This window comes from Planomicrobium sp. CPCC 101079, from assembly GCF_007859275.1.
Lineage (GTDB): Bacteria > Bacillota > Bacilli > Bacillales_A > Planococcaceae > Planococcus.
This window is the reverse complement of record NZ_VOHC01000021.1, coordinates 154270-178396: the sequence shown is the minus strand read 5'-3', so window position 1 is coordinate 178396 and position 24127 is coordinate 154270. Positions and strand designations below refer to the sequence as shown.

The following is a 24127-nucleotide window of genomic DNA, read 5'->3' as shown; positions in this document are numbered from 1 at the left end:
GAATGAATTTATTTTTAAAAAATGTAAACATGCTGACAAACGGAGAATTGGCACCAACAAATATTCGAATTTCAAATGGACAAATCGAAGACATCGGCAGTGGGCTCACCCCGCAAGGAGAACAAGAAATTGACGGCAACGGCCGGATGATCGCACCGGGATTTGTAGATGTTCACGTGCATTTGCGTGAACCAGGCGGCGAGCAAAAAGAAACGATCGAAAGCGGTACGAAATCGGCGGCAAAAGGCGGCTACACGACAATCTGTGCGATGCCGAATACACGTCCAGTGCCTGATTCCATCGAAAATCTTGAAAAAGTCAACGCTTTGATCGAAAAAAATGCGCTCGTCCGGGTTTTGCCGTACGCTTCCATCACCATCCGGGAAGCAGGAAAAGAACGAACAAACTTAACTGAGTTGAAAGAACATGGTGCATTCGCTTTTACAGATGACGGAGTCGGCATCCAACAAGCAGGCATGATGTATGAAACAATGCAGGATGCAGCAAAACTCGATATGACGGTTGTGGCACATTGTGAAGACAACTCATTGATCTATGACGGCGTTATGCACGAAGGAAAACGCAGTGCGGAACTCGGTCTCAAAGGAATTCCTTCCATCGCAGAGTCGGTGCACATCGCACGCGACATACTGCTTGCAGAAGCGGCAGGCGCACATTACCATGTCTGCCACATCAGCACGAAAGAATCGGTCCGGGTTGTCCGGGATGCAAAACGTGCAGGCGTGCGCGTAACGACGGAAGTTTGCCCGCATCACTTGTTGCTGAGCGAGGACGATATTCCCGGAGACGATGCCAACTGGAAGATGAACCCGCCGCTTCGTTCAAAAGAAGATGTCGAAGCGCTTCATGAAGGATTGCTTGACGGAACAATCGATTTTATCGTGACAGACCATGCACCGCATACACTGGAAGAAAAATCGAACGGCATGGATAAGGCGCCTTTCGGAATCGTCGGGTTGGAAACGGCATTCCCGCTGCTTTACACACATTATGTGGAAACCGGAAAATGGACTCTTCAACAATTGATTGACTGGATGACGGTCAAGCCGAGCGAAACATTCAACTTGCCTTACGGGAAAATCGAAATAGGGCAAACTGCAGACTTGGTGCTGCTGGATTTGGAAAAAGAGCAGGAAATCAACGTGGAAGACTTTTTATCAAAAGGCAAAAACACCCCATTCGGCGGCTGGAACTGCAAAGGCTGGCCGGCAATGACGATTTTTGGCGGGCAAATAGTATGGCAGGAGGAGACAAACCAATGAAACGTTATTTGATCTTAGAAGACGGAACGGTATTTGAAGGAACGGCATTCGGCAGCGAAGGGGCTTCAGTAGGTGAAATCGTCTTTAACACGAGCATGACCGGATATCAGGAAATTTTATCCGATCCTTCCTACTGCGGACAGATTGTTACGATGACTTATCCATTAATCGGCAATTACGGCATTAATAGCGATGATTTTGAATCCATCTCTCCTGCAGTAAAAGGGCTGGTTGTGCGTGAATTGGCCGAGTTCCCTTCCAACTTCAGAAGCAATTCGACGCTCGATGAGCTTTTCCAAAGAAAGAACATTCCAGGTATATCAGATATTGATACCCGCAAATTAACCCGCTTGATCCGCTCAAAAGGCGCCATCAAAGGCATCTTGACGGCCGCTGGAGAAGAAGTGGATGTTCAAGAAGTAGTGCAGAAACTGGCGGTGACAGAGATGCCGAGAGACCAAGTGGCCCAAGTTTCTACAGTCCGCCCATATCCGAGCCCAGGCCGCGGAAAACGCGTTGTCTTGATTGACTACGGCATGAAGCACGGCATTTTGCGTGAACTTAACAACCGCGATTGTGACGTGATTGTTGTGCCTTACAACACAACTTCAAAAGAAATTTTGGCGTGGGGGCCAGACGGTGTCATGCTGTCGAACGGACCTGGGGATCCAAAAGACGTAGAAGAATGCGTCCAAGTCGTGCGGGAACTTCTTGGCGAAGTGCCGGTTTTCGGAATCTGCTTAGGCCATCAATTGTTCGCCCGCGCATGTGGGGCGGAAACTTACAAATTGAAATTCGGCCATCGCGGCGGAAACCACCCGGTGACCGACTTGACGACTGGACGCGTCGAAATCACTTCCCAAAACCACGGTTACTCTGTGGATGAACATACATTGCAAGGCACACGGTTAACGGTAACGCATACCGCATTGAATGATAGCACCATTGAAGGCCTGGCGCATATGGATTATCCAGCATTCACTGTCCAATACCATCCGGAATCGTCGCCTGGACCAGAAGATTCAAACTACTTATTTGACCGTTTCATCGAAATGATGAGCGCAAACCGAAAGGAGCAGCAATATGCCTAAAAGACAAGATATTCAAACTATACTCGTAATCGGATCAGGGCCGATCATCATCGGGCAAGCTGCCGAATTTGACTATGCAGGGACGCAAGCATGCCTGGCGCTGAAAGAAGAAGGCTACCGCGTTGTGTTGATCAACTCGAATCCAGCGACAATTATGACGGATACGGAAATTGCCGATAAAGTATATATCGAGCCAATTACGCTGGAATTTGTCAGCCGCATCCTTCGCAAAGAACGCCCAGATGCTTTGCTGCCGACTCTTGGCGGACAAACAGGTTTGAACATGGCAATTGAGCTGCACGAATCGGGCATCCTCGACGAACTGGGAATTGAAATTCTTGGAACGAAACTGGAAGCGATCCATAAAGCGGAAGACCGGGAGTTGTTCCGTACATTGATGAACGAACTAGGCGAACCAGTGCCGCCGTCAGATATAATCCATAATATGGAAGAAGCAAAAGCGTTCGTGGCGCGCATCGGCTATCCGGTCATCGTACGCCCGGCATTCACGCTTGGCGGAACAGGCGGAGGCATTTGCCATAACGATTCAGATCTTCAGGAAATCGTAACAAGCGGCTTGAAATACAGCCCGGTAACACAGTGTTTACTCGAAAAATCGATCGCAGGCTTCAAGGAAATTGAATATGAAGTGATGCGCGATGCAAACGATACGGCAATTGTTGTCTGCAATATGGAAAACATCGATCCGGTAGGCATCCACACAGGCGATTCGATCGTTGTTGCACCGAGCCAGACCTTATCAGACCGGGAGTACCAGATGCTGCGCAATGTTTCGTTGAAAATCATACGGGCATTGAAAATCGAAGGCGGCTGCAACGTCCAATTGGCTCTTGACCCGGACAGCTTCAACTACTACATCATTGAAGTGAATCCGCGTGTCAGCCGTTCATCGGCTCTTGCTTCAAAAGCGACAGGCTATCCGATTGCCAAGCTTGCTGCAAAAATCGCTGTAGGATTAACGCTTGACGAAATGATCAACCCGGTAACAGGACGAACTTACGCTGCATTCGAACCTGCGCTTGATTATGTAGTAGCGAAAATCCCGCGCTGGCCATTTGACAAATTCGAATCAGCGAAACGCAATTTGGGCACACAAATGAAGGCAACCGGCGAAGTTATGGCAATGGGACGCAATTTCGAGGAAGCGATCTTGAAAGCGGTCCGTTCTTTGGAAACAGGCCAGTACCATCTGGAACTGAAAAATGCCGATTCGATGAGTGATGAATGGATCGAAAAACGCATCCGCCGTGCAGGCGATGAGCGCCTATTCTTTATCGGTGAAGCGCTGCGCCGCGGTGTAACAATCGAGACAATCCATGACTGGAGCCAAATCGACTTGTTCTTCTTGATGAAGTTCCAGAATATTGTACAATACGAAGTGGTTTTAGCGGCAAATCCATTCGATTTCGCAACTGCTAAAAAAGCGAAACGCATCGGCTTTGCAGACCGTACCATCGCAAAACTTTGGAACGTGTCAGAACAGGAAGTTTACAACTGGCGCAAAGAGCAGAAGCTGGTGCCGGTCTATAAAATGGTTGATACGTGTGCCGCTGAATTCGAATCGGAAACGCCATACTTCTACGGCACCTATGAAGAAGAAAACGAATCAATCCGTACGGAAAAAGAAAGTGTCATCGTATTAGGATCCGGCCCTATCCGCATCGGACAAGGGGTGGAATTCGACTATGCTACAGTACATTCGGTGTGGGCCATTAAAGAAGCAGGCTACGAAGCTATTATCATCAACAACAATCCAGAGACTGTATCAACAGACTTCTCGATTTCCGATAAATTGTACTTTGAGCCGCTGACGATTGAAGACGTCATGCACATCGTGGATCTGGAACAGCCGAAAGGCGTAGTGGTCCAGTTCGGCGGACAGACAGCAATCAACTTGGCGGAAAAACTGGAGCAAAATGGCGTCAAGATTCTTGGTACATCATTAGAAGACATCGACCGTGCGGAAAACCGCAATAAATTCGAAGCGGCTTTGCATGAAATCGGCATTCCTCAGCCATTAGGAAAAACAGCAACCAATGCTGAAGAAGCGGTAACAATCGCTGAAGAAATCGGCTACCCGGTACTTGTCCGCCCTTCATATGTATTAGGCGGGCGCGCAATGGAGATTGTCTATAAAGAAAAAGACTTGCGCTATTATATGGAACACGCAGTAGAAGCAAGCCCAGAACATCCGGTGCTCGTCGACCGATACTTAACAGGGATTGAACTTGAAGTGGATGCCATTTCTGACGGAGAAAACGTTCTGATCCCTGGAATTATGGAACACATCGAGCGCGCAGGCGTCCATTCTGGAGACTCCATTGCGGTTTATCCGACACAGAACATTTCACAAGAGCAGTTGAATACGCTTGTCGATTATACAACGCGCCTCGCCAAAGGATTAAATGTTATCGGTCTTCTGAATATCCAGTATGTCATCTCTAAAGGTGAGGTTTTTGTTATCGAAGTGAATCCGCGGTCGAGCCGGACGGTTCCGTTCATGAGCAAGATAACGAATATCCCTATGGCCAATATCGCGACAAAAGCGATTCTCGGACAAAGTATTGTCGAACAAGGTTTCACGCCTGGACTTGCGCCGCTGTCAAAAGGCGTTTACGTAAAAGTGCCGGTGTTCTCGTTTGCGAAATTGAGAAGAGTGGACATTACGCTTGGACCTGAAATGAAATCAACCGGTGAAGTCATGGGGAAAGACATCACGCTAGAAAAGGCATTGTATAAAGGCCTGGCTGCTGCCGGCATGGAAGTGAAAGACCATGGCTGCGTGCTGATGACCATTTCAGATAAAGATAAAGAAGAAGCGGTCGGCTTGGCGAAGCGCTTTAAAGCAATCGGCTACCACATCATGGCAACAGAAGGAACAGCGAAAGCGCTGGAGCAAGCGGGTATCCGCGTGACACAAATCGGAAAAATTGGGGCAGAGGGCAAAACCTTGCTTGATGTCATCCAAAATGGCGAAGCGCAAATCATCATCAACACTTTGACAAAAGGCAAACAGCCAGAGCGGGACGGTTTCCGCATCCGCCGCGAATCGGTTGAAAACGGCATTCCGTGCATGACATCACTCGATACGGCACAAGCGATGCTTCGCGTCATTGAATCGATGACATTCTCAGCTGAAGAAATGGGGGCTGGTGTATGATCCGACAAGAACGCATGCAAGTGGTGGGGCAAAAGGAAATCGCACGCCATATTTTTGAACTGACGGTTCAAGGCGAACTTACAGCGGAAATGACAGCACCAGGACAATTCGTGCACGTGCGGGTAGCGGACAGTTTTGAGCCGCTGCTGCGCCGTCCGATTTCGGTCGCGGCCATCGATCCGGTACTTCAGCAGTTCACGATGATCTACCGTGCTGAAGGGCGGGGCACGAGCTTGCTTTCTGAAAAGAAACCAGGAGACACGCTTGATGTCCTTGGTCCGCTCGGCAATGGATTCCCGGTCGAGCAAGCAGAGAAAAAAGCCTACTTGATTGGCGGAGGCATTGGAGTTCCGCCTTTGTACGAACTTGCCAAACAGCTGAACGAAAAAGGCATCCAAACGGTCCATATATTAGGATTTGAAAGCAAGCAGGCGGTTTTCTACGAAGAAAAATTCAAAGAACTAGGCGACACGCATATTGCGACAGTCGATGGCAGCCACGGTACACAAGGTTTCGTGACGCATATCCTCAATGAATTGCCAAAGGACTTTGACACCTATTTCAGCTGCGGGCCGACACCGATGCTAGAGGCGGTCCAGTGGGCGTATCCTGAAAAGCGCGGTTTCTTATCTTACGAGCAGCGGATGGGCTGCGGCATCGGCGCATGTTTTGCCTGCGTCTGCCGCACGACAAAAAGTGAAACGGATTATATCAAAGTTTGTTCCGACGGACCGGTATTTCCAGCGGGAGTGGTGATTGCATGACCAATTTAACAGTAAACTTACCAGGGCTAAACTTGAAAAATCCGATTATGCCGGCATCCGGCTGCTTCGGTTTCGGCAAAGAGTACGCTCAATTATATGATTTGTCCGAGCTGGGTGCCATCATGATCAAAGCGGCAACGGTCGAAATGCGTTTAGGCAATCCGACGCCGCGCGTTGCTGAAACGGCAGCCGGCATGCTGAATGCCATCGGTCTGCAAAACCCGGGTCTGACAAAAGTGACCGGCGAGGAGTTGCCATGGCTTGAAAAGTTCGATGTGCCGATCATTGCGAACGTTGCAGGAACGACGACCGAAGATTACGTGGAAGTCGCACGTGAAATTTCCAAAGCGCCGAACGTCCATGCACTTGAAATCAACATCTCCTGCCCGAATGTCAAACAAGGCGGCATTACGTTCGGTACGGATCCATTGGTTGCACAAGAATTGACACGTGCAGTCAAAGACGTGGCATCGGTTCCGGTTTATATCAAATTGTCGCCGAACGTTACAGATATCGTCTCAATCGCAAAAGCGGTCGAAGAAGGCGGAGCGGACGGCATTACGATGATCAATACGCTGCTCGGCATGAGGCTGGATCCGAAAACCGGACGCCCGATCATCGCGAACATTACCGGAGGATTGTCCGGTCCCGCCATCAAGCCGGTTGCGCTTCGCATGGTTTATGAAGTACGCAAACAAACCGATTTGCCGATCATCGGCATGGGCGGAGTCGCGACAGTCGAAGACGCCATCGATTTCATGTCTGCAGGCGCCAACGCTGTAGCGGTCGGGACAGCGAACTTCGTCAATCCGTTTGTCTGCCCGGAAATCATCGCACAGCTGCCGGAAAAATTGCATGAACTTGGATATGAATCAGTAGAAGAATTGGTCGGAAGGAGCCACCGCCTGTGAGTAAACCCATCATCGCTTTAGATTTTCCGTCAAAAAAAGAAGTGGAACAATTCCTTGCCCATTACGAAGAGCCGCTTTTTTTGAAAGTCGGCATGGAACTTTATTTTCAGGAAGGGCCAGAATTGGTCCGATACATAAAATCACTTGGCCATAGCGTCTTTTTGGACTTGAAGCTTCACGATATCCCGAATACAGTCCAGTCGGCGATGCGGGGTCTAGCAAAACTAGGCGTCGATCTGGTTAACGTCCACGCGGCAGGCGGCGTTGAAATGATGAAAGCTGCCAAGCGCGGGCTTGAAGGAAGCGAAACAAAGCTCATCGCGGTCACGCAACTAACTTCTACAAGCCAAGAACAAATGCACAGCGACCAGCTGATTCCAGTAAGTTTAAAGGAATCGGTGCTTCACTATGCGAAAATGGCAAAACAAGCAGGACTCGATGGAGTTGTGTGTTCAGTGCTCGAAGCAGAAGCGATCGAGGCGGAATGTGGGGAAGATTTCTTGCGGGTCACGCCGGGAATCCGGCCGGCAAACGTTTCAGCAGATGACCAAAAACGTATCGCGACGCCAAAGCAAGCAAGGCAAAAAGGCTCGACGCATATCGTTGTGGGGCGTGCAATCACGAAAAGTGAAAATCCGGCCGAAAGCTATCAGCAAATCAAAAACGAATGGAGCGATGCCGAATGAAAAGAGAAATAGCGAAGCACTTATTGAGCATTGGAGCGGTTGAACTCCGCCCACAAGAGCCGTTTACCTGGGCATCAGGCATCAAATCACCGATCTACTGCGACAACCGTTTGACAATGTCGTATCCGGCAGTGCGCAAAGAAATTGCCAAGGGCTTGGCTGAATTGATCGAGCAGTACTACGGAGAGTGCGAAGTGGTCGCGGGAACCGCGACAGCGGGCATTCCCCATGCGGCGTGGGTGAGCGATCTGCTGAACTTGCCGATGGTCTATGTGCGTTCAAAAGCGAAAGAGCACGGGCAAGGCAATATGATCGAAGGAAAAGTGGTTGCCGGGCAGAAAGTGGTCGTTGTTGAAGATTTGATCTCTAAAGGCGGTTCGGTTTTGCAGGCAGCACAAGCGCTGGAAGCTGCAGGATTTGATGTGCTTGGCATCGTTGCCATTTTCACGTACGATTTGCCGCAATCAGTCGAAGCCATCACGGAAGCGGGCTTTATGTTCCATACACTTACGGATTTCCCGTCGTTGGTTGAAGAAGCAATTAGCACTGGCGCCATCCGTGAAGAAGATATGCCAATGCTTGCTGATTGGCATGAGGGTTTGAAGGCAGGCACGTTGAAGAGCGAGACGTAAGGGAATTTCAAAGTGTATAGCAAAAAGCACATGGCTATTTTTAGCCGTGTGCTTTTTTAGTTATATAAATATTAAGTAGCCTAGTTGCTATTCCGCAAAACAGCTGCGCTTGCCGCGGGCGAGCGTCAAGCCGCTTCGTCGCTTCGCTCCTGTTTCTGCATCGCTTCGCTAGCTTCGAAACATGAAAGAGCATTGCAGGGTCTCGACTGTCTCGCTATTCCGCAGGCGTCTCCGCTGTTTTGCTCCATAGCAGACAGTTCTCTATTTTTTAGTTAGAGAGAATTTGTAAATTTATGTTAAAATAGCAGAAATAGAAATAGAAATAGAAATAGAAATAGAAATAGAGCCAGTTTTGTTTAAATACAAATATACATATAAGAGGTGTTGTAAATGGGGAAGTTGTTCTTTTATAGCGACCAAACACTTGAGTTATCCGACAATGAAAGGTTGGATCGTATTCTTTTGGATGGCCGGGATTCTATAAACACTACAATAGGCTATATTCCTTCTACGGAAGATAGAGAAAAAACGCATTTCAATACAAAAGTACATTATTACCGTAATTACGGGATTAAAGAGCTTATGTTTTTTGATCTTTACAGTGAGTTTGATTCTTCCAAGATCGGTGAATTGCTAAAATGCGATATTATTCATCTTTCTGCAGGAAATCCGGTTGAGTTTAGGAATGCTATCAAACATCGTGGCATGGACAAAATACTAAGTAATTATTTTAATGGAGGAGGAACGATTGTAGGAGTTAGCGGGAGAGCTGTTCAATTCGGTATGTCTATAAATTTATTTCAATTGTTTACAGGGGATCTTGTTCAAGGTTTAGAAGCCTTGCAATTTGTGGATTTTGAGTTTTGCCTCACTTTAACCGTTGGAATGATGAATATAAAAAAGAAGTTTATACATATGCTGAAACAAACGGAATAACCGTTTATGCAGAAAATGATGGGGATGGGCTTATTGTAGAAGACGATAGAGTTCATATGATAGGAGAAATTATTGTGATTAATGGTCATTAAGGGTTAAGTAAGAATAAAAGCGCTTGGTGGGTGAAGTCCAAGCGCTTTTGTGTATTATTTAGTCTTCAATTTGCTGGCTGCAAAAGCATCCATATTCTATTGCTTCAACAAATCCACCTTTAGCCAGCCGCGAACGCCATTGATGAACCAAATGGCGTCCACGTCATCCAATTCACTTTTGTATATGCGTTTTTCTTCGATGTGCCCGGTATCAAGCAAGTGCTGCTGGAACGTACCCGGCAATAAACCGCAAGAGACGGGAGGAGTGTAGAACTTGCCACCTTTTTCGACGACCACATTGCCGATCGTAAATTCGGTCAGCTCTTCGTTTTCATTCCACATTAAGACTGAAAAAGCTTCCGCGGGTGCGGCTTTTTGATGCTCCTCGTAAACGAGCCGGTGCGTCGTTTTGTGGAACAGGAATGGATTTTTACTATCAACAGGAGTTGCCGCTATCGAGCAGGCAACAGGTCCTTCAACCGGAGAAATAGCTTGCGCCTCGATTGAAAGGACTCCGTTCTTTTCCATCAATAAGCGTACTTTAAATAAACCTTTTGGCCGGTCTTTGGCTGTTTGCTCCAGTATCTTTTCAAGAGCGGATTGGTCATATGCGAAACCGAAATATTCAGCAGAGTCGCGAAGTCGCTCCAAATGATAAGGGAGTAGCGGGTATTTGCCACCTTCCAGTTTCAGCGATTCCAGCAACTCGAATTCCGGGCGTCGGGCGGATAACACCTGTGCTTTGGTAAGGAGCTCTTCGTATTCACCTTCAGACGTGGAATCCCATGTGACCCCGCCTCCTACGCCGTAGCTTGCCGTACCGTCTTCGCTGTCAATGATGACGGTGCGGATCGGCACGTTGAAGATGGCATTTTTCTCTGGTGTGATAAAGCCAATAGCTCCGCAGTAAACTTCGCGGGGAGACTGCTCTAATCCAGCGATAAACTCCATCGTGCTGATTTTCGGAGCACCGGTGATCGATCCGCAAGGGAAGAGGGCTTGAAACCAATCAAAAACCGTCGATTCCTTGTCTATTTCAGCTTGCACCGTGGACGTTAATTGGTGAACTGTCGGATATTTTTCCGCTTCAAACATTCGGGGAACAGTGACTGTTCCGGACTTGGCTAGTCGGCCGATATCATTGCGAAGCAAATCGACAATCATCAGGTTTTCCGCACGTTCTTTTTCAGAAGCGAGCAGCCGCTTTACGTTTTCTTCATCTTCTGGCGTTGTGCGGCCGCGTGTGGCAGTTCCTTTCATCGGTTTGGCGGTGATTTTCTCGCCGTCAATCCGGAAAAATAGCTCCGGCGATGCGGAAAGAATGCGGTGTTTTCCTAAATTCAAATAGGCATTGTAGTCGGACTGCTGGTTCCTGGAGAGCTGCCGGTAAAATGATCGGTCGCTTCCTTGAAAATCGGCATGCAGGCGTTCGGTGTAATTGACTTGATACGTATGGCCTTCTTCAATCGCATGTTTGATCTGGAGGATTCCGTCTTGGTATTGCCGGATAGAACCGGCCATCTGCCATTCGGAAACCGTGTATTCCTCTGTTGCTTCAACGTTTTCCGCGGGAATTTGAGGTTTTTCGAATATACCGAACCAGACTAAAGGAAGTCTTGGCTGCGGATGGACTTTCATCTTCGGGTTAAATGCTGGCGCCGCTTCGTACGATACATAGCCGGCAGCATAAAAGCCGGCCATTACTGCTGATTCGAGAGAGTCCATTATGCGCGGGATTTCGTTAAGGTCCATAGTTTCTAATATTTTTACTGGCTTGGAAAATGCGAGCGGCTGGATAGTTCCTTGCTCATCTGGAAACTCAAACAGCAGATAAGGATTCGCCATGTGCTAGACCTCCAACAGAATTCTTTTTCCACTGGACGGCTTGATCATATGCATTTCTCAGCATTTCAAATCCGTCTCGAGTCAATATGGACTCTGGATGGAACTGGATGCCTGCTACCGGCAGAGTCTTATGCCGCACCGCCATGATAACTCCGTCTTCGGAACGGGCAGTCACGGCAAGTATTTTTGGCATCTTTTCATCATCCGCTGCCAATGAATGGTAACGGACGACGGGCGTCGGATTAGGAATGCCGGCAAATAAGCCGTCACCCTCATGGTGAACAAGCGAAATTTTGCCATGTACAGGCTGCTGGCCTTTGATCACTGTGCCGCCGAAATGCTCAACAATCGTTTGGTGGCCAAGGCATACACCTAAAATAGGGAGGCATCTTGAGAGCTTTTGCAAAATTTCAGATTGCCGCGGTTTGCCAGGGCCTGGAGACAAGACGAGCAGATCTGGATTCAGCTTTTCAATGGCCTCAGTTGAAATCTCACCATCCTGGTACACCAAAACAGCCGAATCTATTTGCAGAAAATATTGGACTAAATTATAAGTAAAAGAATCGTGGTTATCGATAATGACGATCACGCTCAGCACCTCTTTGGATAAGATATCAGGTAAGCTTTATTATACTGTGTTTTCTATTTCCCGCGTTAATTATATTTCTTGCAAATTTCCCAAGAGACTATTATTGAAGAAAAAGCAGCGAAATATGTATTGGAAAGCAGGAATATATGGCGGATTGTCATTTGCATTGATATTGGCGGTTGTCTGGGTGGTTTCGAAATTCGGACCGGAACTGCAAATCGCATGGTGGCTTATGTGGCTGCCGGTTTGCTTCTTTTGGCTGCCGGGAATTTGCTAATGCGCCGAAGAAATTAATATTCAAAAAGCTGGCCAGCAGGACGGCTTTTTTTGCACATTATTTTGCCTATCTTTTTTAGGCGGTTCTTGTATGATGAAACTAACAGGAAAACTTTCGTAGAAAGGATGATTGCTATGGTGATTGGACAACAGGAAAAAGAAAAATGGATGCGAGAAGATCCATTGATTAAGAAAGTTGTGGACTTAGAACCGGTGGTTTGGCTGAATCCAAAACGGAAGTTCATGTATGAGGCGAACTTGCAGCTTTCAAGAACAGATATGGAAGAAGCGGAAGCGTTGTGGCAGCGTTTTGCACCATATCTGGCAAAGGAATTCCCGGCTACACAAGAAATGGGTGGAATCGTCGAATCGCCTTTCCGCCCGATTGATAATATGAAAAAAGCGCTGAATGGCTATTATCAAATTCCCCTTGAAGGCAAACTTTTTTTAAAATGCGACAATGAACTGGCGATTGCCGGCTCCATTAAAGCGCGCGGTGGCGTTTACGAAGTATTGTACCATGCTGAACAATTAGCGCTTCAGGCGGGGCTGATTTCAAAAACCGGCAATTACGAGTTGTTTGCAAGTGATAAGTTTAAGTCGTTCTTTAGCCGGTATGCAATCGGTGTCGGCTCGACTGGGAATTTGGGATTAAGCATCGGCATTATCAGCGCGAAGTTAGGCTTTGATGTGTCGGTTTACATGTCGGCTGATGCCAAGCCTTGGAAAAAAGACCTGTTGCGAGAAAAAGGCGCGACGGTCCATGAAATTGCCGGCGATTTTGGAGAAGCCATCAAAAATGGCCGCAATCAGACGCAGGCAAATCCAAACTCATATTTTATCGATGACGAAAAGTCGAAAGAGTTGTTTCTCGGCTATAGCACAGCTGCCTTCCGGCTTCAAAAGCAGCTGGAAGAACAAAAGATAGTTGTTGACCAAGACCATCCTTTATTCATTTACTTGCCATGTGGTGTGGGCGGTGCACCGGGCGGCATTGCATTTGGAGTAAAGCAGTTATTCGGCGACCATGTCCACTGCTTTTTCGTTGAACCGACCCATTCGCCGGCTGTCTTGCTCGGCTTGATGACCGGTCTAAAAGAAAAAGTTTGTGTCCAGGATTTTGGCATAGACAATTGCACTGAAGGCGATGGCCTAGCAGTCGGCAGGCCATCGAGCTTTGCTTCTGCCATTAGCGAACAACTGGTAAGCGGAGTTTATACGTTGGAAGATGATGAGTTGTTTAAGCTATTGGCGTTCCTTGCCGATAGTGAGAAAATTCACGTGGAACCATCGGCCGCGGCAGGTTTAAGCGGACCCCAAAAAATTTTGCAATCCGGTTATTATAAAGCAAACGGAATCGATGCGGAAAACGCTGTTCATATTGTCTGGGCGACAGGCGGATCGCTTGTGCCCAAAGAGGATATGAAAAAATTCTACGACAAAGGAAAAGCACTTATAGAATAGGAGGGGGGAGTTCCATGGAATATGTCTGGATCATACCTATTGCCGGTATCGTACTCGGTGCCGTTTACGGCTTTTACTTGTCAGTAAATGGGCGCATGAAAATGCTGGAATTGCGCATCGAAAACTTGAACGAGAGAATTTTACAGATAACTAAAGGAGAAGGCGGCCGTGAGCCGGAAGTCAACAACTTGCTGCGGGAGCTTATGGAACAGGGAGAAACGGTCAAAGCTGTTAAAGAAGCCAGAAAAGCCCTTGGTTTGTCGCTTTTGGAAGCGAAACAATATGTTGACGCCTTATAATATGGAATACTCTTTTAGCAAAGGACTTATTGGCAACTCGTGACGGCTAGCCCGGTGAGCGGTAATAGAAACCAGGTACAAAACCGGGCGAAGTTTGATGCCTCGCTCGGTTTCTTTAACGGTAGGAGGATTCATTTCATGTGTTTGCAGGAAAAAATAATTTTCACAAGTGACTTGGCCATTATTGATGCGGATTGCAAAAAAGATGATGTCATCGTTTTGTTAAAGGGCAGAGGCGAAAATATCGTCCGGTTAAACGGCAACCTGATTCTTACCAGCCCAACTGGCCATTCTAAAATTCGTTTTACAAAAGCGCATTTTTGTCTATTGAACGATCTGACCTTATCTTTTTATAAATTGACAGGTGAATTTGTTTCCAAGTGCGATGTCGGCAATGACCTCTATGAGTTATTTCCCTATAGAGAAGGCATTCTTTGCATTTATGGCGACGAAGGCGTTTTCGGGGAAAAGATTGGAAAGAACCGGTTAAACTACGCTTCGCCATTCCAGAAACCTGATTCCTATCATGGTGTTGCCGTTCAAAATAATCTTTTGTATGAAGCTCTCTTTGCCCGTTACAAGCCTCATGCATGTCTTAGCTTTAAAACCAATGAATTGCTCTTTTTAAACGATCAGCTTGAAAGAGAAAAAACGATGGAAGTTCCATTTGAGACGGGCAATGTCCTCGCTTTTGCCTTGACTCATGAATTTGGGGTGTTTATTGAAGAAAACAAGCTGAAATTATGGGGATTTGAAACAACAGGACATGTTTTAGAATATCCTGGAACGTTCTCCCATAACACAAGGGCGATTTTTCATCGCCATGAATTTTTGTTTCTTGCCGTTTCTGACCATGAAGTACGGTCTTTTAAACCATTAGCGAACATATATCCATAAAGGCGGATGCTAAAGAAAACGAAGAGCCGAAAATAGCTGATAAAAAGGACTAGATGATTGAAAGTCATTGTTTTTGAGACGTGAGTGGCTTTAGTAGTCTGTTCCTAAAAGCTTTTATTCTTTTTTCGCCTGTAAAAATGCCCTTTTACGAACGGATTGCAAAGCAACATTAATAAATAAGGGGGATGAAATTTTTCTCATCCGCTGCACCTGCCGGTATATATTCCAGCTGCCACAAGAAAAGGTGTCTCTCTTGTGGCAGCTAATTGAAGGCAAATTAAAAGACATGTGCCGGATTATTGCCCGGCACATGTCTAAAAAGCTGATTACGTTATTGTGAAACTTCTACAGTCAGTTAGAAACAGGAAAACGTATTTTTTCCTCTTGCATTGCCAATTTATAGCCGCATGCTAGTATTGCAGTTTCTGCCAGAACCATCAAGGAATCCAGATAGAAGTCAGGTAAATCCAATTCTTTTTTGATAATGGACAATTCTGTGCATCCTAAAATAATGCGATCACACGATTGGGATTTCATGAATGCTACGATATCAGCCCATACTCGCATATCCGCCGGTTTTCCAGCTTTTACATTCTCATAGATAATCGACATTACTTTTGCCTGTATTTTGTCATTCGGCAAAACAGCCACCAGCCCAAATTCTTCTGCTGCTTGTTGATAAATTTCCGAGGTGACAGTTCCTGTAGTTGCGAGAATCCCTACTCTCTCAGCACCTTCTATAGCAGCCCTCTTCATCGTTTCATGAATCATATGAATAACGGGCACCGGAGAACCGTTTTGCAATTCTTCGTGGAAACTGTGAGCGGTATTACAAGGGACGATAATCATCTCTGCTCCCAAAGATACAAGCTTATGGATATCCGAAATCATAACAGGGACAGGATTTTCTTTAGAGCGGTCCATAATATAGGCGGTCCGGTCTGGAATTCCGGTGTTATTAAAGATTATTGAATGGACATGTTCCTGGTCCGATGCTGCATTTGTGCGGCGAACGATCATTTCGCCGATGAACATTGTTGCAAGCGGCCCCACGCCCCCGACAATTCCAAGTATTTTCTTTTCCATTGTTTAAGTCAGGCCTTTGTTATTAAAATGTTTTTTGTATTTCCGATGATAGTTCATGTTATTTAACATCAGTTTCAGCCAGCGTTTCGGATTCAAATCTTCTTTATAGAAAAGTGAATTTGTCATTTTACCTTCTTTGATCAAACGCTTGGCTTCTTTATTCAGCACGTCGTTCTGCGAATATTTGAAAAGGACACTTTTAGGGATGATCATCCAAAGATGTTTGTCCCGTGCATAGGTTAGCTTCATCGGTTTATTGAAAATGTGATCGTCTGCTACGTATTTCATCAAATTATGGCCCGCCGCCGTCACATAATAACTGCTTCGTCCATTTCTTAAGTTGATTTCAAATAATTTGTAGGAACCATCCCGCGCATCATACTTCATATCAAAGTTCGCAAAACCGGTATAGCCGATATCTTCAAGAAAGAAGCGGACTTTATCAAGCAGCTTTTCATCAAAAGTATTGATTATTGCTGCATAACTGCCGATGCCTTCCGGGGAGTGTTCTTCCAGAATCGGATTGCCGAGAGACATCAATTTTACTTTTCCATCTTTGCCGACATATGCATTCAACACGCGCATAAAAGAATCGTCGCCTGGAATAAATTCCTGAATAGTGAGATTGTCTTTATAAGAAGATTTATAGATTGCCTCAAGAATTGCATTCTTTTCTGCTTCGTCGTTAGCTACAAAAACTTTTTTCTTACCAGGGAATGATGCATTCCAGTAAGCTACAGAGTTAGAGGCTTTGATAATGATCGGATAGCTGAAATCGAATTTAAATGTCTTGTAATTAGCAAAAGTGCAAAGCTCCGTTTGGGGATAACTGAAACCGTATTGTTCACAAATATTATAGAAATTCTCTTTTAGAACGATGCGGTCCATCAGCTTTTCATCAATATAGGGAACGGCGAAATAAGGAACCAGGTTCTCTTTGTTTTTGACGATCAATTTTGCGTAATCATCGCCGCAAGCGAGCAGTAATAGCTTTTGTGCTTTGTGTTCTTCTGCAATTTTTAATAAAGCGGGAAGAAACACATCATCTTCATTCAGGTTAGGAATTACTTTGAATGTTAAAATTGAACTATTTTGGGTTGCTGTAAGATTTGCACGTCCTAGAACAAGGGGTTTAATTCCATATGCCTCGTGGAATGCGCGCGCCATACCGTATGCGTTCATATCTGAACCAAGCAGTATCGGCAAAAATGATGGAGTTTTAGACAAAGTAAACAGCTCTCTTTCTTATAAAAAGAATAATTTTTTAGAGTAAAATATTAGTTTTTAATTCAATTGGGTTGTTTCATTATACCCAAGCTGCACGAGCTTCAGTATAGTATTATAGCATTAATTATCAGTTTTTACCAAATATTTTTTTATTGTTAAAAAATGATTTTTAAGTTAAACACAATGAACTATCGCTTATAGGGGATATATTGGATTTTATGTGGTCAAGATGAATTTGATTCCGAACAAAGTTATTATTGCAAGTCTCCCGCTGACCTATTGGTTTCCATTTCCTTATTTACAGAATAAGAAGGAATGGAACGTATCAGCATAAGAGCATCGTCATTATTTTTCAAAAATATTTTTCAATTATGTTGTTTTTAATACTTCTATAGGGCGAACCATAATAGCTTTGCGTTTAAAATTGATGTTTAGAGAAAAGCAGACTGGATAAGGTTCTGCACCGAATTGTATATTGACGGTTTTAACAGCAGATTATCTTGCGAAAAACTTTGACATTTAATTTCCATTCGTATAAACTGACAAAAATACACAAAATTCTGTGAAGAAGAAAGTAGGGAAGAGGATGGCATAAGCGAGCTGGGGATGGTGAGAGCCCGGCTGCCTACTCTTTTTGAAGCGCACTTCTGAGAAGCGGCCCGAAAAATTCAGTAGGGTTTTGCCGGAGAAATCCGTTATCTTTTTAAGCTGGTCCGACAACGGACAATCAGAGTGGTACCGCGGGAAATCCCGTCTCTAATAATTTAGAGACGGGATTTTTTATTTTCAAATATGGAGGGGAAAGTATGACAAAAGCCATTTATGCCCAAGTGATTAAAGAGAAAACAAATGGATCTTTAACGATGGACGCTGTTATCGACCTGATTGAAAAGCCGAAATTCAAAGAACAAGGAGATTTGGCTTTTCCTTGTTTTGCATTAGCCAAAACGATGCGCAAAGCGCCACAAAAAATCGCTCAAGAGCTTGCCGTAAAAATAGAGCATCCATTATTTGAAAAAGTCGTTGCGGACGGTCCTTACGTCAATTGTTTTTTAGACAAACAAACCGTCAGTAAGCAAATCGTCGATGCCGTTCTAACTGCAGGTTCTGCATACGGGTCCCGGTCTTTTGGGGAAGGATGTAGCATTGCCATCGATTTTTCTTCGCCGAACATTGCAAAACCTTTTTCGATGGGCCATTTGCGTTCTACCGTTATCGGCAATTCTCTTGCCCGCATTGCAGAAAAATGCGGCTATTCGGCCATCCGTATCAATTATTTAGGAGATTGGGGAACTCAATTCGGCAAGTTGATTGTCGCATATCAGCTTTGGGGCAGTGAAGAAAAGGTAAAGGAAGCGCCAATCAAAGAATTGCTTGCTCTATATGTGAAATTCCATAAAGAAGCGGAAAAGGATCCTGGCTTGAACGAAGCAGGGCGTCTCTGGTTCAAAAAGCTTGAAGAAGGAAATGAAGAGGCGCAAGAGTTGTGGAAGTGGTTCCGCGATGAATCGCTTCAAGAATTCTCGAAAATATATGAGCTGCTGGGGGTGGACTTTGATTCGACTGCCGGCGAAGCGTTCTATAACGACAAGATGGAAAATGTGCTCGACCTGTTAAATGACCAAAATTTGCTTGCACCTTCCCAAGGTGCGGAAGTGGTGGACTTAACTGAATATAGAATGCCGCCACTACTGGCGAAGAAAAGCGACGGTGCCACGTTGTACGCCACTCGGGACCTTGCGGCTGCATTGTACAGGCAGGAGCAATACCGATTCTCGAAAGCTTGGTATGTGGTCGGTTATGAACAAACACTCCATTTTCAGCAATTGTTCTTGGTGCTCCAGAAGATGGGCTTCAAATGGGCACAAGAGATGGTTCACATCCCGTTCGGCTTTGTGCTGAAAAACGGGAAAAAAATGTCGACACGGAAAGGGGAAGTGGTGTTGCTGGAAGAAGTGCTGGCTGAAGCAATCCGTCTGGCTGAAAAGAACATCACAAAGAAAAATCCTTCTTTGGCAAACAAACAAGAAGTGGCCGAAAACGTCGCAGTAGGTGCAGTCATTTTTCATGATTTGAAAAACGATCGGCAAAATAATGTGGAATTTTCGCTTGAAGATATGTTGAAATTTGAAGGGACAACCGGCCCTTACGTCCAGTATACCCATGCACGAGCTTGTTCGATTTTGCGGAAGTCTGCCAAAGAAATCGGTACAGAGTCTTCAAGGGGATTAGCGGATGAAGCAAGTTGGCCTGTTGCAAAGTTGCTCATGGAATTCCCGGTTGTCATTGAAAAAAGTTTCCATGAAAATGAACCATCGGCTATTGCTAAATACGTGATTGAATTGGCGCAGGAGTTCAATAAATATTATGCCCAAGTTAAAATTTTGGCAGACGACGGAGAACAGGAAAGCCGGTTGGCCCTTGTAAAAGCTGTAACTGTTGTTTTAGCTGAAGGTTTAAGGTTGCTGGGAATAAAAGCGCCGGATGAAATGTAAGAAATAACATGATTCATGGCAGGATTCTCCGGTAGTTAAGCGAATAAGTAGGTGGTCGTACAAAACTAGAATGGAGGAGAATTAATGGCCTTACAGGCAAAAGAAATTTACGTGAATTTACCTGTGAAAGACTTGGACAAATCAGTGGATTTTTTTACCCAGCTTGGTTTTGATTTTCACCCTGAAATGACAGATGAAAACGCAACATGCATGATTGTCGGCGAAAACATTTTTGTTATGCTGTTGACAGAGCCATTCTTCAAAACCTTTACTAAAAAAGAACTTGCGGATTCGACGAAAAACACAGAAGTGATTCTGGCGATTTCCGCAGACAGCCGCCAAAGCGTCAACGACATCGTTAACAAAGCGTTGGAAGCTGGGGGCACAGCATCAAATGACCCGATGGATAATGAATATATGTACGCTTGGAGCTTCCAGGACCTTGACGGGCATCTTTGGGAAGTGATGGCGATGCCGGAAAACAATGATTTGGATAAGAGCGGCACTTGAAAGCGGAAAAAGCATTCGGCGTTTCACCCGAATGCTTTTTCGTTTTTGGTTGAAGTATATTGTTTTATAAGTTGTCGGGACTTTCACTTTACTTCTGTTTCATTTTTAGCAGTAGAATGTGTGAATTTGAATATTTTATCAAATTGTTCCGAATAAATAAGAAAGCCGTAATCTGGATGCGTCAAAATTGAAGTGGCTGCCCTGCATGGCAAAGGCTGCCTTTTTGCTTTAGGCAATACCGTTAAGGCGATCTGGTTTTAGTAATGAATATAATTAAAGTTAAAATAAAAAGCTCGAGGATTTCTCCTCGTGCTTTTATCCTATAAATAATCAGCATATCGCTTTTCAAGATAATTTTGCAATAGTGTCATAACTGAACAAATCGCCCAGTAGATGAGCGCCACCAAAATCAACAATGTCAGCAAATCATATTCCCGTGCACCGACAATGCGCGCTTTTTGGAAAATTTCCGGTACAGTGATCATCGCGGCTAATGAAGAAGCTTTGATGAGATCCAAATAAACATTCGATAAGGGCGGCACGGCGATCCGGATCGATTGCGGCAGAATGATGCGGCGCATCGTTTGCCAATAAGTCATGCCAAGTGCTTTTGAAGATTCCCATTGCCCTTTATCGACCGATGCCAAGGATGAACGGAAAACTTCCGCAATGTATGCAGCGCTGTTGATCGAAAAACCGATCAAAGCCGCTTGCACCGCTGTAAATTCGATGCCGATGACCGGCAGCGCGAAATACAGCAAAAACAAAATGACCAAAATTGGAATGCCGCGCATAAATGAAATGTACAAGCGGGCCGGCCATTCAAGAGCTTTATATGGTGCGGTGCGCGCCAATGCCAAGAAAAATCCTATAATGATGCCGATGGCCATGCTGACGATGGAAATCAACAAGGTATACCAAATGCCTTCCATGACATACCAAAACGATTCGATAGCTAACGCGGGGTCAAACAGCAACCCCCATTCTATATCATTCAAGGATGACCCTCCAATTCTGTTTTACTCGACATCGGGTTTCTGGGAAACATCTGCTCCTGCAAAAAATTCTGCGGAAATTTCAGAGATGGTGCCATCGTCCAGCATTTCCTTCAGTACGCGGTCGACATTTTCTGCGAGTTCTTTGTTGTCTTTATTCATCACAAGCCCGACTTTTGAAGGGCTGTATTTAATGTCGGGGTGAATAGTGATGTTCAGCTCAGGGAAGGCAGCAACCCCAAAGGTGGACAAGTAGTAGTCATTCAAAATAACATCTGTGCGCCCAATAGATACATCGCGCAAATAAACTTCGTTCGAGGCATTGTCATAAGTCACTTCTTCAGCTCCGTAACTACGGGCAATCTCCATGTAAATCGACGTGGACACGCCGGCAGCTTTTTTGCCTTTGATGTCTTCTAAAGTTTTAATGCCGGACAAGTCGTCTTTGCGGACAACTGCAGTACCATAAGAATATTTAATTGGGGTCGAGAAGGAGAAGTTGTCTTTCCGGTCTTCCGTGATTTCAATGTCGTTTGCGGCCATATCGATTTGGCCTGTCGAAACGCTTGTCAACATCTCATCAAAACCGAGTTCTGTGAATTCGATGTCCAAATCCAGTCGCTTGCCGAGTTCACGGACGACTTCAACTTCAAAGCCGGTCAGTTCATCCGTTTCTGCATCATGGAAAGAAGTTGCAAGAAGCGTGCCTGAAGTTGCGACTTTCATCGAGCCTTGTTCTTGGATTTCGTCCCAGGCAGTCTTCGGCTCTTCCGCAACTTCTGAGGAATCGCTGTTGCCGCAAGCGGCAAGCAATAAAACGGAAATGGCGCCTGATGCCATGAAAATTCGTTGTTTCGAGAAAAGTTTTTTCATTATAAACCTCCAAATAAGTTAGTCCTTTAAAAAGATAGCATTTACTGCCTTTCAGGGCAATAAAATATTATAGGAATAATAGGATTTAAAAGAAAAGATAATAGCATATATGTATTATGTTAACAAAATGCTTTTAAATGCAACAATTCGTTGCAGCAGGGGATTGCCGCTGTTTTCCATTAGAAGAATAGCCGGAAAGCATCAAAGCTTCCCGGCTATGCATGTTCATTTTCTTAACTTAATAACTAAATCTTCATCAGGTGTTACGAAAAGGGTTTTTTGCTCAAAATAAATGACAAATCCAGGTTTTGCGCCGTTCGGTTTTTTCACCTGGCGGGCTTCCGTGTAATCTACCGGCACAGAAGACGACTCGCGCGCTTTGCTGAAGTAGGCAGCGATGGCGGCGGCTTCTAGGAGAGTGGTTTCGTCAGGATCGTTATCGTGGATGATGACATGCGAACCTGGGATATCTTTTGTATGCAGCCACGTATCCGATTTAGCGGCTACTTTGAATGTAACGTAATCGTTTTGTTTATTGTTTTTGCCGACGGAAATCGGTGTTCCGGTGCTTGAAATATATGATTCGACGGACGGCTTTGTCGGTTTTTTCTTTTTCTTCGATTTTTGTGCTTTCATGAAGCCCTGTTCAGCCAGCTCTTCACGAATTTCTTCAATATCGGAGATACCGGCTTGCTGGACTTGCTGCATGAGCGTCTCAAAATAATCGATATCTTCGATTGTTTTCTCAATCTGTTCTTGCGTTTTAACAAGCGCCGTTTTCGCTTTCTGGTAGCGCGAATAATAGCGTTGGGAATTCTCAATCGGCGTCTTCCGCGGGTCAAGCGCAATCGTCACTTTTTCATCGGTGTAATAATTGTCCACTTCGATTTCTTTCATGCCTTTTGTTATACGGTGCAAATTGGCCATGATCAATTCGCCGTTCAATTGGAGCAGATCGCGCTTTTCAGCCTGGTCCTGTTCTTTTTTCAATTTCTTCAGCTTCAGCTTCAACTTTGCAATTTCATTCTGCAGCCAGCGTTCCAAGTCTCCAGCCTGCTGTTTGACGCGGTCGCGTTCCGCTTTGGCAAAATACATGCGGTCGAGCAGTTCACCGAGCGACGGGAAAATCATTTCTTCGTTGCTTATATGAGATAATTGTGTAGCGGAAAAATAACTTTTGCCATCTTGCTCGATGTAATGGCCAGCAGGATTAGCTGAAAGGAAATCATTTAGAAATTGCTGCGCTGCTGCATTCTTGTCGGCAGCTTCTTTAATGCGGAAATGGAGTTCCCGGGCATTGAGCGGCGAGAAGCCGGCAAATGTCCCGACGATTTCTCGCTCCTCCAGTTCCATTGCTTCTTCAATGGAATGGAAAGGATCTTTTTTTTCTTGTGAAGGCGGAAACACATACGGTTGCCCAGGCAGAACGGTGCGGTATGAATTGACGCTTGGAGGCAAATGCTTCAAGCTGTCAAGAATCATCATGCGTTCCGAATCGACCAATATCACATTTGAATGTCGGCCCATTATTTCCACATGGAGTTCCCGTTCGATGTCATCTCCGATTTCATTTTTCGATCGTATTTTCAATACGATGAGCCGGTCCATTTCGTGCTGAGTTACTTCGGTAATGACGCCGCCTTCAATATGTTTGCGGAGCAGCATGCAAAACATCGGCGGTTCGGACGGGTTAACATTTGCCATTGCGGTCAGATGAATCCGTGAATAAGACGGGTGGATCGAGATTAATAATTTATGGTTGTGGCCTTGTGCACGAATATGTAGCAATAGTTCAAGCTGGTTAGGCTGATGAACTTTTGAAATTCTGCCCGACACGAGGCTTTGGAGTTCCCGTGTCATTGCTTTTGTAAATAATCCATCAAATGCCATGAAAAAATCCCTCTTTCAAATCGTTTTGTTCCATCTTATCATTTTCCCGGTGTATTATGATATAATAAGACAGTTAGTTAGAAAACGAAGAACAACGATCAGTTG

General features: G+C 45.3%; 21 protein-coding genes and 1 other annotated feature. Of the genes, 14 read left to right on the top strand and 7 right to left on the bottom strand.

What is annotated here, in order from left to right; genetic code table 11:
* Positions 1-2 precede the first annotated feature (2 nt).
* The 8 genes from FQV28_RS08850 (at position 3) to FQV28_RS08815 (ending at position 9484) form a co-directional block, all read left to right on the top strand.
* Positions 3-1283, top strand: a complete 1281-nt coding sequence (locus tag FQV28_RS08850) for a dihydroorotase (protein WP_146495638.1) — start codon at positions 3-5, stop codon at positions 1281-1283.
* On the top strand, positions 1280-2374 hold the full coding sequence (locus tag FQV28_RS08845) for a carbamoyl phosphate synthase small subunit (protein ID WP_146495636.1): 1095 nt from the start codon (positions 1280-1282) through the stop codon (positions 2372-2374). The genes FQV28_RS08850 and FQV28_RS08845 overlap by 4 nt, the downstream gene beginning before the upstream one ends.
* The gene (gene carB / locus FQV28_RS08840; RefSeq protein WP_146495633.1) at positions 2367-5555 is read left to right on the top strand and encodes a carbamoyl-phosphate synthase large subunit; all 3189 of its coding nucleotides are present in this window, start codon (positions 2367-2369) and stop codon (positions 5553-5555) included. Before FQV28_RS08845 ends, carB begins: the two co-directional genes overlap by 8 nt.
* Positions 5552-6319, top strand: a complete 768-nt coding sequence (locus FQV28_RS08835; protein WP_146495631.1) for a dihydroorotate dehydrogenase electron transfer subunit — start codon at positions 5552-5554, stop codon at positions 6317-6319. Before carB ends, FQV28_RS08835 begins: the two co-directional genes overlap by 4 nt.
* Complete coding sequence (locus FQV28_RS08830) at positions 6316-7230, top strand: dihydroorotate dehydrogenase (RefSeq protein WP_146495629.1); 915 nt, start codon at positions 6316-6318, stop codon at positions 7228-7230. The genes FQV28_RS08835 and FQV28_RS08830 overlap by 4 nt, the downstream gene beginning before the upstream one ends.
* The gene (gene pyrF, locus FQV28_RS08825) at positions 7227-7916 is read left to right on the top strand and encodes an orotidine-5'-phosphate decarboxylase (RefSeq protein ID WP_146495627.1); all 690 of its coding nucleotides are present in this window, start codon (positions 7227-7229) and stop codon (positions 7914-7916) included. The genes FQV28_RS08830 and pyrF overlap by 4 nt, the downstream gene beginning before the upstream one ends.
* Positions 7913-8548: an orotate phosphoribosyltransferase gene (gene pyrE, locus FQV28_RS08820; RefSeq protein ID WP_146495625.1), complete on the top strand. Its 636-nt coding sequence runs from the start codon at positions 7913-7915 to the stop codon at positions 8546-8548. Before pyrF ends, pyrE begins: the two co-directional genes overlap by 4 nt.
* 390 nt (positions 8549-8938) lie before the next feature.
* On the top strand, positions 8939-9484 hold the full coding sequence (locus FQV28_RS08815) for a Type 1 glutamine amidotransferase-like domain-containing protein (RefSeq protein ID WP_146495623.1): 546 nt from the start codon (positions 8939-8941) through the stop codon (positions 9482-9484).
* A 188-nt stretch (positions 9485-9672) separates the two neighbouring features.
* On the opposite strand, the gene pabB is transcribed toward FQV28_RS08815, so the two are convergent.
* Together pabB and FQV28_RS08805 are read right to left on the bottom strand one after the other, a co-directional pair.
* The gene (gene pabB, locus FQV28_RS08810; RefSeq protein ID WP_146495621.1) at positions 9673-11421 is read right to left on the bottom strand and encodes an aminodeoxychorismate synthase component I; all 1749 of its coding nucleotides are present in this window, start codon (positions 11419-11421) and stop codon (positions 9673-9675) included.
* Positions 11396-12010 carry an anthranilate synthase component II gene (locus tag FQV28_RS08805; RefSeq protein ID WP_146495619.1) on the bottom strand — a complete coding sequence of 205 codons (615 nt, stop codon included), beginning with the start codon at positions 12008-12010 and terminating at the stop codon, positions 11396-11398. Before FQV28_RS08805 ends, pabB begins: the two co-directional genes overlap by 26 nt.
* Before the next feature lie 103 nt (positions 12011-12113).
* Here FQV28_RS08805 and FQV28_RS08800 point away from each other — a divergent pair, with 103 nt between their 5' ends.
* The 4 genes from FQV28_RS08800 to FQV28_RS08785 all read left to right on the top strand — a co-directional run bounded on the left by FQV28_RS08800 (position 12114) and on the right by FQV28_RS08785 (position 14946).
* Positions 12114-12287 (top strand): hypothetical protein, encoded by a 174-nt coding sequence (locus tag FQV28_RS08800; protein WP_186763824.1) that lies wholly within the window; start codon positions 12114-12116, stop codon positions 12285-12287.
* A gap of 134 nt (positions 12288-12421) precedes the next feature.
* Entirely contained in the window at positions 12422-13750 is a 1329-nt protein-coding gene (locus tag FQV28_RS08795; protein WP_146495615.1) for a D-serine ammonia-lyase, read from the top strand.
* 95 nt (positions 13751-13845) lie between these two features.
* A complete protein-coding gene (locus FQV28_RS08790; protein ID WP_370455126.1) occupies positions 13846-14049 on the top strand; it encodes a hypothetical protein in 204 nt (67 codons plus the stop codon).
* 138 nt (positions 14050-14187) lie between these two features.
* A complete protein-coding gene (locus tag FQV28_RS08785; RefSeq protein WP_146495611.1) occupies positions 14188-14946 on the top strand; it encodes a hypothetical protein in 759 nt (252 codons plus the stop codon).
* A 351-nt stretch (positions 14947-15297) separates the two neighbouring features.
* On the opposite strand, the gene cuyB is transcribed toward FQV28_RS08785, so the two are convergent.
* Together cuyB and FQV28_RS08775 are read right to left on the bottom strand one after the other, a co-directional pair.
* Positions 15298-16032: a cysteate racemase gene (gene cuyB / locus FQV28_RS08780; RefSeq protein WP_146495609.1), complete on the bottom strand. Its 735-nt coding sequence runs from the start codon at positions 16030-16032 to the stop codon at positions 15298-15300.
* Between the two features lie 3 nt (positions 16033-16035).
* Entirely contained in the window at positions 16036-17259 is a 1224-nt protein-coding gene (locus tag FQV28_RS08775; RefSeq protein ID WP_146495607.1) for a carboxylate--amine ligase, read from the bottom strand.
* A 553-nt stretch (positions 17260-17812) separates the two neighbouring features.
* Positions 17813-18020, top strand: a binding site (T-box leader).
* Positions 18021-18065: 45 nt separating this feature from the next.
* Between FQV28_RS08775 and argS the strand changes: the two genes are divergently transcribed.
* Both argS and FQV28_RS08765 read left to right on the top strand, forming a co-directional pair.
* The gene (gene argS, locus FQV28_RS08770; RefSeq protein ID WP_146495605.1) at positions 18066-19754 is read left to right on the top strand and encodes an arginine--tRNA ligase; all 1689 of its coding nucleotides are present in this window, start codon (positions 18066-18068) and stop codon (positions 19752-19754) included.
* 84 nt (positions 19755-19838) lie between these two features.
* Positions 19839-20264 carry a VOC family protein gene (locus tag FQV28_RS08765; protein WP_146495603.1) on the top strand — a complete coding sequence of 142 codons (426 nt, stop codon included), beginning with the start codon at positions 19839-19841 and terminating at the stop codon, positions 20262-20264.
* A gap of 320 nt (positions 20265-20584) precedes the next feature.
* Here FQV28_RS08765 and FQV28_RS08760 read toward each other — a convergent pair whose 3' ends face one another.
* The 3 genes from FQV28_RS08760 to FQV28_RS08750 all read right to left on the bottom strand — a co-directional run bounded on the left by FQV28_RS08760 (position 20585) and on the right by FQV28_RS08750 (position 24022).
* Entirely contained in the window at positions 20585-21262 is a 678-nt protein-coding gene (locus tag FQV28_RS08760; protein WP_146495601.1) for an amino acid ABC transporter permease, read from the bottom strand.
* Between the two features lie 21 nt (positions 21263-21283).
* Entirely contained in the window at positions 21284-22132 is an 849-nt protein-coding gene (locus FQV28_RS08755; RefSeq protein ID WP_146495599.1) for a transporter substrate-binding domain-containing protein, read from the bottom strand.
* Positions 22133-22357: 225 nt separating this feature from the next.
* The gene (locus tag FQV28_RS08750; protein WP_146495597.1) at positions 22358-24022 is read right to left on the bottom strand and encodes an Rqc2 family fibronectin-binding protein; all 1665 of its coding nucleotides are present in this window, start codon (positions 24020-24022) and stop codon (positions 22358-22360) included.
* Between the last annotated feature and the right edge of the window lie 105 nt (positions 24023-24127).